9 protein-coding genes are annotated in these 10,602 nt (G+C 59.8%); all 9 read left to right on the top strand.

Features of this window, described 5'->3' with window-relative positions; all coding sequences use genetic code 11:
- Positions 1-237 precede the first annotated feature (237 nt).
- The 9 genes from CHY22_RS06985 (at position 238) to CHY22_RS06945 (ending at position 10,290) form a co-directional block, all read left to right on the top strand.
- Positions 238-486 (top strand): HPr family phosphocarrier protein, encoded by a 249-nt coding sequence (locus CHY22_RS06985; RefSeq protein WP_035136856.1) that lies wholly within the window; start codon positions 238-240, stop codon positions 484-486.
- A gap of 189 nt (positions 487-675) precedes the next feature.
- Positions 676-918 carry a FeoA family protein gene (locus tag CHY22_RS06980; RefSeq protein ID WP_040358815.1) on the top strand — a complete coding sequence of 81 codons (243 nt, stop codon included), beginning with the start codon at positions 676-678 and terminating at the stop codon, positions 916-918.
- A 39-nt stretch (positions 919-957) separates the two neighbouring features.
- Positions 958-1,179, top strand: coding sequence for a FeoA family protein (locus CHY22_RS06975; protein ID WP_006234774.1), 222 nt, complete (start codon positions 958-960; stop codon positions 1,177-1,179).
- A 123-nt stretch (positions 1,180-1,302) separates the two neighbouring features.
- The gene (locus CHY22_RS06970; RefSeq protein ID WP_089573222.1) at positions 1,303-3,630 is read left to right on the top strand and encodes a ferrous iron transporter B; all 2,328 of its coding nucleotides are present in this window, start codon (positions 1,303-1,305) and stop codon (positions 3,628-3,630) included.
- Between the two features lie 175 nt (positions 3,631-3,805).
- Complete coding sequence (locus tag CHY22_RS06965) at positions 3,806-4,006, top strand: hypothetical protein (RefSeq protein ID WP_035136858.1); 201 nt, start codon at positions 3,806-3,808, stop codon at positions 4,004-4,006.
- A gap of 143 nt (positions 4,007-4,149) precedes the next feature.
- Positions 4,150-5,229 (top strand): substrate-binding domain-containing protein, encoded by a 1,080-nt coding sequence (locus CHY22_RS06960; RefSeq protein ID WP_089573221.1) that lies wholly within the window; start codon positions 4,150-4,152, stop codon positions 5,227-5,229.
- A gap of 459 nt (positions 5,230-5,688) precedes the next feature.
- Positions 5,689-7,116, top strand: coding sequence for a glucuronate isomerase (gene uxaC / locus CHY22_RS06955; RefSeq protein ID WP_089573220.1), 1,428 nt, complete (start codon positions 5,689-5,691; stop codon positions 7,114-7,116).
- A 96-nt stretch (positions 7,117-7,212) separates the two neighbouring features.
- The gene (locus CHY22_RS06950; protein WP_089573219.1) at positions 7,213-8,727 is read left to right on the top strand and encodes a tagaturonate reductase; all 1,515 of its coding nucleotides are present in this window, start codon (positions 7,213-7,215) and stop codon (positions 8,725-8,727) included.
- Between the two features lie 78 nt (positions 8,728-8,805).
- The gene (locus CHY22_RS06945) at positions 8,806-10,290 is read left to right on the top strand and encodes an altronate dehydratase family protein (protein WP_199408757.1); all 1,485 of its coding nucleotides are present in this window, start codon (positions 8,806-8,808) and stop codon (positions 10,288-10,290) included.
- The last annotated feature ends 312 nt before the right edge of the window (positions 10,291-10,602 follow it).

The following is a 10,602-nucleotide window of genomic DNA, read 5'->3' as shown; positions in this document are numbered from 1 at the left end:
ACTTGCAGCGACGGACCTCGGGACGCTCTTACACCACGTCTGCGCGCGCCACCTTCGAATCGCTCAAAGTAGGCACTTTGTTCTCGATTTTGCTGCTACTAAATTGGTGACAGTACTCATATTTGCCACTTTTTGCCCACGAGGTGTTCAGAGGAGCTCTCGACAAGCATCTAACGCTACAATAACTACCACGTGGCTGGGTTTGCCGGCCGAATGTGCGATGCCGCGGGAGGGGACATGGTCGAGTTTACGAAGACGATTAAAGATCCGTTGGGACTTCATGCCCGCCCGGTTGCGCTGCTCTATGACATCATTGCCAAGCATCGTAGCGACGTGTCAGTCAGCATCGGCGATCGCCACACGGATGGCCGCGATGTCATGGGACTCATGGCCCTCTATGGTGAGTGCGGCGAGGACATCGTGTTCCGCGTTTCGGGCGTAGACGAGGCTTCCTGTGTCACATCGATTAGAAACCTCTCGCTCTAAGCATGACAGGGCGTGGTAAAGGATGGTCCTTTGCCGCGCCCTTTTGTTTCATATAGGAAACTTTTCCGAAAACTGAATAGGGACCCTTTCCAAAAAGTTAACCACGTGCTAGTTTACTATAGCGAACATAGACGTGGTTAACTTTTGCTGCGTCGATGTTGAGGACGAACTGACGTTAGGAGCTCACTCATGTCTTGCGGACCGCAGATGCCGGCTATGCCGCTTTCGATGGTAAAGGCGGGCGAAACCGTGCGCGTGTCTCGTGTAAAGGGTAATGAGGACATGAAGCACCACCTCAAGGACCTCGGCTTTGTCGAGGGCAGCGAGATCCACGTGGTGAGCTCGAGTGGCGCCAACATCATCGTCACGGTGCTGGGCGCACGCTTTGGCATCGATTCCAAGGTCGCCATGCATATCATGACCGTCGGTTAGTCCGCAGCATTCTGTAAAAACTGAAAGGGGGACAAGTAAATGAAGACGTTGGGTGACGTTAAGGTGGGCGAGAGCTCTACCATCGTCAAGCTTCACGGTGAGGGCGCGCTGCGCCGCCACCTCATGGACCTGGGGCTCATCAAGGGCACTTCGTTCAAGGTCGTAAAGGTTGCACCGCTCGGTGATCCGGTCGAGATCAACGTGCGCGGCTACGAGCTTTCCATCCGCAAGGAGGAGGCTGCCGTCGTCGAGGTCCAGTAAGGGCCGACGGCGAATATTTCTGCAGATAAAGTTAGGATTTTCTAACTTAAACTTGCAACGTTGAAGCACATTATCCAGCCCGCGCGGAGAAAGCAGCGCAGGCACACAAGGAAGAAGGATTGAATGGCGGATTCTCAGATCCATGTCGCGCTGGCGGGTAACCCCAACTGCGGCAAGACCACGCTTTTCAACCTGATCACCGGCGCCAACGGCTACGTTGGCAACTGGCCCGGTGTCACGGTTGAGAAAAAGGAAGCCAAGCTCCTGAGCGACAAGAACGTTACCATCACGGACCTCCCCGGCATCTACTCGCTTTCTCCCTATAGCCCCGAGGAGCAGTGCTCGCGCGATTACCTCATGAGCGGCGAGCCCGATGTCGTCGTCCAGGTGGTCGACGCCACCAACCTCGAGCGCAACCTGTACCTAGCGCTTCAGGTTATCGAGACCGGCCTGCCCGTGGTCGTCGCCCTCAACATGGCCGACTTGGTCGAGAAGAACGGCGACAAGATCGACACGGACAAGCTCTCCAAGAAGCTCGGCTGCCCGGTCATGATGATCTCGGCCCTTAAGAACAAGGGCATCAACGAGCTGTTCGAGCAGGTCAAGAAGTCCGCTGCTTCCAAGGGCCAGGTGCCGGAGCACAAGTTCGATTCCTCCATCGAGGACGTTCTGGACCACATCGAGAACAATCTGCCGGCGAGCGTTCCCGCCAACAAGCGTCGCTACTACGCCGTCAAGCTGTTCGAGCGCGACGCGGACGCCTGCAAGCTCATCAACCTCACTAAGGAGAAAGCCGCTCGCGTCGAGCAGCTGGTCGCCCAGTGCGAGCAGGATTGCGACGACGATGCCGAGTCCATCATCACCGGCGAGCGCTACGGCGTGATTGCCCACATCATCGACGAGTGCCTCACCAAGGCTCCGGCCAAGATGAGCACTTCCGAGAAGATCGACCGTGTGGTTACCAACCGCATCCTCGGTCTGCCGATCTTCGTCGTGATCATGTTCTGCGTGTACTACATCGCCGTTTCTACCCTCGGCGGCACGGTGACTGACTTCACCAACGACCAACTCTTCGGCACCGACGGCTGGTACGTGCTCGGTCAGGGTCGCGACGCCTATGACGCAGCTGTTGAGGCTGCGGGCGACAATGCCGACTCGGTCGACCCGGCACAGTACGGCCCCTATGTCCCGGGTATCACCACCATGGTGCACGACGCCCTTGTGGCGGGCGGCACCGAGGACGGCGGCCTGGTCGATTCGCTGGTCTGCGACGGCATCGTCGGCGGCCTGGGTGCAATCTTTGGCTTTGTGCCGCAGATGTTCCTGCTCTTTGTGATGCTGTCCTTCCTGGAGGACTGCGGCTACATGGCCCGCGTCGCCTTCATCATGGACCGCGTGTTCCGCCGCTTTGGCCTGTCCGGTAAGTCCTTTATCCCCATGCTCGTGTCCTCGGGCTGCGGCGTCCCCGGCGTCATGGCTACCAAGACCATCGAGAACGAGAAGGACCGCCGCATGACGGTCATGACCACCACGTTCATCCCTTGCGGCGCCAAGCTGCCGATCATCGCCCTGCTTATGGGTTCCATCATTGGCGACTCTTCTACCACCGCTGCGTGGATCAGCCCGCTCTTCTACTTCCTGGGCGTCTTTGCCGTCATTGCCTCGGGCCTCATGCTCAAGAAGACCAAGCTCTTCGCCGGCCGCCCGACGCCGTTTGTTATGGAGCTTCCTGCCTACCACTTCCCGGCTATCCGCTCTTGGGCGCTGCACGTGTGGGAGCGCTGCTTCGCCTTTATCAAGAAGGCCGGCACGGTCATCTTTGCGTCCACCGTCGTCGTTTGGTTCCTCTCCAACTTTGGTAGCTACAACGGCGCCTTTGGCTACCTGCCTTCCATGGAGGGCATCCCCGAGGAGTTCATGGATTACTCCGTGCTTGCCATGTTCGGCAACCTGGTCGCTTGGATCTTCGCCCCGCTCGGCTTTAGCACCTGGCAGGCCACCGCACTGACCGTCTCTGGCCTCGTCGCCAAGGAGAACGTTGTCGCCACCGCCGGCTCGCTGCTGTCCGTTGCCGACGCCGGCGAGACCGACCCGAGCCTGTGGACCGCGTTTGCGGCTATGTTCCCGACCATGGGCGCTTGCGTCGCCTTTGGTGCCTTCAACCTGCTGTGCGCTCCGTGCTTTGCCGCTATCGGCACCATCCGTAACCAGATGAACTCCGGTAAGTGGACCGCGATTGCCATCGGCTACGAGTGTGCCTTTGCTTGGGTCATCGGCCTGTTCATCAACCAGTTCTATAACCTGCTTGTTCTTGGGCAGTTTGGTATCTGGACGGTTGTGGCCATCGTGCTGCTGGCTGCGATGCTCTTCCAGATCTTCCGTCCCATGCCCAAGCACGCTTGGACCGACGAGGACGAGACCAACACCGCTTCCGCTGCAGTTTCCGCTTAAGTCCGAATAAGGATCAGCCCCTTTCCACGAGCCCGGGTGTCCCAGCGACACTCGGGCTTTTTGGTGAGGGAGATGTGGCGTCTCCGCAGATAAAACCGACCAAAATATACCTGTCCCTTTTTGGCAGGTGGAGAATGGGGTAAAGTAAGTGATGGTTAACTAGAGGAGGCTTGCTATGGCACCTATCGATATTGTTGTACTGGCTGTTATCGGCATTGCGTTTGTCGCCGTGTGCGTGCGCATTTATCGCAAGGGCACCTGCGCCGACTGCGCTCAGGGCGGCGTTTGCACGGGACATTGTTCCAACAAAAAAACCTGCGCCGCACTTAAGGGCGTGGACAAAATTGCCGAAGACTTGGGCCGCGGTATCAAGTAAGGTCCGTCATCCAAGCGCCTCGCGAGCATCCGTTTGCGGGGCGCTTTGCACATTTGGGGGCGAGTGCGGCGAGTCGAAGAGTGATTTTGGGGTATCGTTACCTGTACTGTTAATTGGCAACTTATCTATAACGGAGTAACCCCATGAGCGCTCGCGTAACCATGAAGGACATAGCCGCCGAGCTTGGCGTTTCCATCAATACCGTGCACAAGGCCCTGACGGGTAAGGCCGGCGTGAGCGAATCCGTGCGCTCCAAGGTGAATGCTAAGGCCGAGGCCATGGGTTACCATCGCAATACGAGTGCCTCGAGCCTGCGCCGCAAGGATATCAACCTGGTGTTTTGCCTGCCCCGCGCATCGTGCGAGGGGGCGTACTTTTTCCGTTACCTTTGGGAAGGCTGCAACCGCTTTGAGCAGGAGGTCATCGATCAGGGCATTACGGTTGAGCGCGTAGAATTTGGCGTGGGCGGCTACGCCGATGCGCTCGAGCTGATTGATGAGCGTCTGCAGGTAGGCGAGAAGATTGACGGTCTGCTTGCCTATGTTCCGGGCGATGACCGCGCGACCGAGCTCTTGAGGCAGATTGCCGAGGCGGGCGTGACAATCGAGCTCGTAGACGGCGACCGCCCGCACCTCGATCGCCTGGGTGCCAGTCTGGCGGACTATTCCGCAGCGGGCAGTCTTATGGCAGAGCAGGCGTCAAATCTGGTCCACGCTTCTGGGGCTGACGCCCGCGTGCTCCTGTTGGCGGGCGACCCCTATACCGATTCACACTACCTGACCGCCCGCGCCTTTCATAATTACCTGCGCGAACACGATATTCCATGGCAGGTTGAGGACCTTGCCGGCGCCCATGCGCAAGTCAAACAGCTCGAGCGCGAGCTTGAGCAGCGCTTGAGTGCGCCGGATGCTCCCGAGCTCATCTGTAGCGTTTTTGCCGTTGGTTCCGAGGTGGTCGCCGACGCGCTTGTTTCGAGCGGCAAGGCCGGCAAGGTCATGGTAATCGGCAACGACCTGTTCCCCGAGAGCGCCTTGGCCTTGCGCCGTGGCATCTTTACCAATATTGTCTATAAGGACCCGGTGAGCCTGGCCTACCGTGGCGCCAAGACCTTGGGCGAGTATCTGCTGTGGGGTAAAACTCCGGCGGAGCCCGTGCAGAAGGGTGCTGTGGAGATGGTGTTTGCCAGCAACGTCGACCGCTACTGCGAGCTTGCGGGAATTTAGCCGTTTAGTCAGGTACCCCCTCTTGCGACGTGCATTTTTTGGAGTATTCAGCAATGGCGTGTCCCGAAAGAGGCTAGGACGACTGTTTTAAGTGCCCCCGATGGCGTAATTCGCCATCGGGGGCACTTATTTATGCCGATTGGGCGCAATATGAGCATCAGATAGGGCTTCGAAGACGGTGCGCGGTGCGCTCCGATGCTGAATACTCCCAAAAATGCACGGCGGAACATGACCCACCTGGCCAAAGCGCTCAAGTTCGGTATTCGGGGACGCCTGCCAATTCGCACTACATACAAGTCACGGCTCCAGTAACCGTTGAACGGGCAAAATCGACCGTTCACCCCATGGTGGTTAGGTGAACGTTCACCTTTTAAGTCGCAATGAATTAGTATAGTGAACGTTCACCTAGAGGATAACGAGCGCATCGTGCGCTCGCTCCGCCAACAAAGGGGTTGTTTGATGAAAAACTTCATGGACGATCAGGATTTCCTGCTGAGCACCAAAACCGGTGAGGAGCTGTTCCACAACTTTGCCGAGGGTATGCCCATCGTTGACTACCACTGCCACATTTCTCCCAAGGAGATCTGGGACGACAAGCGTTTTGAGAACATCACCGAGGTTTGGCTGGGCGGTGACCACTACAAGTGGCGCCTGATGCGTGCCAACGGCGTCGACGAGCGCTTCATTACCGGCGATGCCCCTGCTCGCGAGAAGTTCCAGAAGTGGGCCGAGACCCTGGGCCGTTGCGTGGGCAACCCCGTCTTTGAGTGGAGCCACCTGGAGCTTAAGCGTTACTTTGGCTACGAGGGCGTCCTGAACGGCAAAACCGCTCAGGAGGTCTGGGACCTTGCCAACGCCAAGCTCGCCGAGGCCAGCTTTACCTGCCGCAACCTCATCAAGCAGTCCAACGTCCGCATGATCTGCACTACCGACGACCCCGCCGACAGCTTTGAGTGGCACAAGAAGATTGCCGCCGACGACAGTTTTGACGTTCAGGTCGTTCCCGCCATGCGCCCCGATGCCGCCCTGCGCATCGAGCGTGGCCAGGAGTTCGCCGACTACTGCAAGCATCTCTCCGAGGTTGCTGGCGTTGAGATCAGCGACTTCGAGGGCATGAAGGCCGCCATCTCCAAGCGCTACGAGGTCGCCCACGAGCTGGGCTGCCGCGCTTCCGACCACGCGCTCGACTACGTTATGTACGTTCCGGCTACCGCCGACGAGATCGAGACTATCTTTGCCAAGGGCCTTGCCGCCGAGCCGCTTACCGAGGACGAGGTCCTCAAGTACAAGACGGCCTTTATGCAGTTCGTCGCCGGCGAGTATGTCCGCCTTGGCTGGGCCATGCAGCTGCACTTTGGCTGCAAGCGTGACAACAACCGCGCTATGTTCGCCAAGCTCGGTCCCGACACCGGCTACGACTGCATCTCCAACTACACGCCGTCCGACCAGCTGGCCGATTTCCTCAACTCCATCCAGGAGTCCACGGGTCTGCCCAAGACCATCCTGTACAGCCTGAACCCCATCGACAACACCATGATCGATACCGTGATGGGCTGCTTCCAGGAGGCTCCGACCGCCGGCAAGATCCAGAACGGCTCTGCCTGGTGGTTCAACGACAACGAGATCGGTATGCGCGAGCAGCTTACGGCTCTGGCTAACGAGGGCGTGCTGGGCAACTTTGTGGGCATGCTTACCGATTCCCGCTCCTTCCTGTCCTACCCGCGTCACGAGTACTTCCGTCGCGTGCTGTGCGGCGTGATCGGCGAGTGGGTCGAGCAGGGCAAGTACCCCGCCGACATGGAGCTGCTGGGAGCCATCGTGCGCGACATCAGCTACAACAACGCGGTCCGCTACTTTGGCTTTGACCTGGATACCGTCGAGGCCTAAACCCGCATCGAATCACACCGAACTCGGGAGCGCCGTTGCCACACGCGGCGCCCCCGTTTTGCCTGCACGCTAACAGCAATTTAAGGAGAGACATCGATGGAGAACATCAGCTACGAGACGCTCGAGAAGATCGGCTACAAGGGCTACCTGCTGCCCAAGGACGCGCCCGAGAAGGTTCTGCAGTTTGGCGAGGGCAATTTCCTGCGCGCCTTTGTCGACCGCTTCTTTGACATGGGCAACGAGGCAACCGGCTGGAACGGCAAGGTTGTCATGGTCCAGCCCATCAGCGGTGCCTTTGGCTTTGCCGACGGCATCAATGCCCAGGACGACCTGTACACCGTGCTGGTGCGCGGTAAGGAGAACGGCAACACGGTCGACGAGTCCCGTGTGATCAGCGCCTGCAGTCGCTGCCTCAATCCGTATCGTGAGGACGACTACCGCGCCATGATGGAGGTCGCCGTCTCCGACGATTTGGAGATTATCGTCTCCAACACCACCGAGGCCGGTATCGCCTACGATCCGTCCTGCAAGGCCGACGACATGCCGCCCGCGAGCTTCCCCGCCAAGCTTGTCCAGGTGCTCCACACCCGCTGGGCCGCCGGCAAGCCGGGCGTCATCGTGCTCGCCTGTGAGCTCATCGATCACAACGGCGAGGAGCTGCTGCGCATCATGAACCAGTACGTGAGCGACTGGGGCTGGGAGGACGAGTTTGCGCAGTGGATGGCCAACGACTGCACCGTCTGCACCACGCTCGTCGACACTATCGTCCCCGGCCGCATCCGCGACCCCAAGGAGGCCGCTGCCGTGGCCGAGCGCCTGGGCTACGAGGATCCTTTCCTGGCCGTGCGCGAGCCCTTCCAGATGTGGGGTATCCAGGGCGACGAGTCACTTGCCGAGAAGCTGCCCTTCGTGAAGGCCGGCCTGCCGGGCGTCTTTGTGACCCCCGATGTCACCCCGTACAAGAAGCGCAAGGTCCGCATCCTCAACGGCGCCCACACTGCCTTTGTTCCGGGCTCCTGGGTTGCCGGCTTTGACATCGTGCGCGATTGCATGCACGACGAGACCGTCCGTGGCTTCATGAACACCATGCTCTACGACGAGGTCATCCCGACGCTTGCCGCCGATCTGGATGTCGAGGACTGCAAGGCCTTTGCCGCCGCCGTCGAGAACCGCTTCGACAACCCGTTTATCGACCACGCGCTGCTCTCCATTTGCCTCAACTCAACCGCCAAATGGCGCGCTCGCGACCTGCCCACGCTCAAGGACTATGTTGCCGAGACCGGCAGCCTGCCCAAGTGCCTGGCGACGAGCCTCGCTACGCTCATTGCCTTCTATACGCAGGAGCTCGTTGCTCGCGAGGGCGATGGCCTGCACCTGCGCCGCGCCGACGGCACCGAGTTCGCCGCTCAGGACGACGCCTTCGTGCTCGACTTCTACGCCGCCCACGCCGGTGCAGACGATGCCGAGCTGGTGCACGACGTGCTCAGCAACGAGCAGATGTGGGGCGAGGACCTTACGCAGATCGCCGGCCTTGAGGAGTTTGTCGTCAACGCGCTTGCCGTCGTGCGCGTCGAGGGCGCCAAGCAGGCCTTCGCCAACGCCCAGGCCTAAATCCTTCTGTGCGCCCGCCGGGCAACTGGCAGGCGCCCGCTGACTTCTGCTCAACCTGTAGGGTTAGGACTCTTCGTGATGAATACTATCCAGATCAATCCGGACGACAACGTGATCGTCGCGCTGTCGCCGCTTGCCAAGGGCACCGCCGTCGCGGTTCCCGGGGTGGGCGAGGTCGTTGCCGCGGAGGATATTCCGCAGGGCCACAAGATGGCCGTGCGTGCCATTGCGGCGGGGGAGGACGTCGTCAAGTACGGTCTTCCTATCGGCCACGTGACGGGCGACATCCAGCCCGGTCAGTGGCTTCATACGCATAACGTCAAGACCAACCTTTCGGGCGAGGTCGAGTACGCTTACAACCCGACGCATCCGGTCGTTGAGCCGGTTGAGCCCGAGACCTTTATGGGCTTCCGCCGCGCTGACGGCCGCGCCGCCACGCGCAACGAACTGTGGATCATCCCCACGGTCGGCTGCGTCAACGAGGTCGCACGTGCCATGTGCGAGCAGGCTCAGGATCTGGTCGAGGGCTCGCTGGAGGGCGTTTACTACTTCCCGCATCCCTTTGGCTGCTCGCAGACCGGTGCCGACCATGCCCAGACGCGCCGTCTGCTGGTGGCGCTCTCGCGTCACGCAAATGCTGCGGGCGTGCTGTTCCTGTCGCTCGGTTGCGAAAACTGCACGCACCGGCAGGTGCTCGACGAGCTCGGTGACTTCGATCGCGAGCGCGTTCGCTTCCTCACCTGTCAGGATGTAGCCGACGAGCAGGTCGAGGGCCACAAGATCCTGTCCGAGCTTGCCGACCTGGCCAAGCAGGCCAAGCGTGAGCCCATTCCTGCCTCCGAGCTGGTCATTGGCCTTAAGTGCGGCGGCTCTGACGGTCTTTCGGGCATTATCGCCAACCCCACGATCGGTCGCGTGAGCGATATGGTTGTCGCCCGCGGCGGCACGTCGGTGCTCACCGAGGTTCCCGAGATGTTTGGCGCGGAGAGCATTCTGCTCGATCGCTGTGAGAGCCAGGACGTCTTTAACGCAGCGGCCGACATGCTCAACGGCTTTAAGGACTACTTTATCAGCCACGGCGAGGTCGTCTATGAGAACCCGAGCCCCGGCAACAAGGACGGCGGCATTACCACGCTCGAGGACAAGAGCTGCGGCTGCGTGCAAAAGGGCGGATCTGCCCCCATCGTCGACGTGCTGCCGTATGCCGGTCAGGCTACCAAGCATGGCCTGAACATGCTGTGCGGCCCGGGTAACGACATGGTATCCACCACGGCCCTGACGGCTGCCGGCTGCCACGTAATCCTGTTCTCGACCGGCCGCGGCACGCCGTTTGGCGCACCGGCGCCTACACTCAAGGTGTTCACCAACCAGCGTCTGTGCGACCACAAGGCCAACTGGATGGACTTTAACGCCGGCGTGGTCGCCACGGGCGAGCGTACGCTCGACGAGGCTGCCCACGACCTGTACCAGCTGGTGCTAGAGACGGCGAGCGGCAAGCTTACGAGTGCCGAGCGCCGCGGCTGTCACGAGATCAGCATCTGGAAGGACGGCGTCTGCCTGTAGCGGTAAATGGGTTCGCATAGGGCGCTATTGACCATGGCCCCGTCGGGAGTGTTCCCGGCGGGGCCATGTTTGTTCTGTCTGTTCGGGCGTGTCTTTCTGAGGGTACGGGAGCGGCGAAAACAATAAACGTTCACCTAATCGACCTCAAATTTAAACCCACTCAATACCCATGTAATCGTGATTTTTTTCAAGTCAGATGTCCGTTTAACGGCAAAAAACGACCGTTCAAGGATAATATACAAGTGAACGTTCACCTATCATACGCAATCGCGCATAATCTAGCTAAACGTTCACCCTACGAGTGGGCGATAT

The sequence above is a fragment of the Collinsella sp. TF06-26 genome (assembly GCF_002232035.1).
In the GTDB taxonomy this organism is placed as follows: domain Bacteria; phylum Actinomycetota; class Coriobacteriia; order Coriobacteriales; family Coriobacteriaceae; genus Collinsella.
This window is presented reverse-complemented; position numbering and strand designations above follow the sequence as displayed.

Coding starts and splice junctions, on each gene's coding strand:
- CHY22_RS06985 (WP_035136856.1), top strand. CDS start 238: ATGGTCGAGTTTACGAAGACGATTAAAGATCCGTTGGGACTTCATGCC.
- CHY22_RS06980 (WP_040358815.1), top strand. CDS start 676: ATGTCTTGCGGACCGCAGATGCCGGCTATGCCGCTTTCGATGGTAAAG.
- CHY22_RS06975 (WP_006234774.1), top strand. CDS start 958: ATGAAGACGTTGGGTGACGTTAAGGTGGGCGAGAGCTCTACCATCGTC.
- CHY22_RS06970 (WP_089573222.1), top strand. CDS start 1,303: ATGGCGGATTCTCAGATCCATGTCGCGCTGGCGGGTAACCCCAACTGC.
- CHY22_RS06965 (WP_035136858.1), top strand. CDS start 3,806: ATGGCACCTATCGATATTGTTGTACTGGCTGTTATCGGCATTGCGTTT.
- CHY22_RS06960 (WP_089573221.1), top strand. CDS start 4,150: ATGAGCGCTCGCGTAACCATGAAGGACATAGCCGCCGAGCTTGGCGTT.
- uxaC (WP_089573220.1), top strand. CDS start 5,689: ATGAAAAACTTCATGGACGATCAGGATTTCCTGCTGAGCACCAAAACC.
- CHY22_RS06950 (WP_089573219.1), top strand. CDS start 7,213: ATGGAGAACATCAGCTACGAGACGCTCGAGAAGATCGGCTACAAGGGC.
- CHY22_RS06945 (WP_199408757.1), top strand. CDS start 8,806: ATGAATACTATCCAGATCAATCCGGACGACAACGTGATCGTCGCGCTG.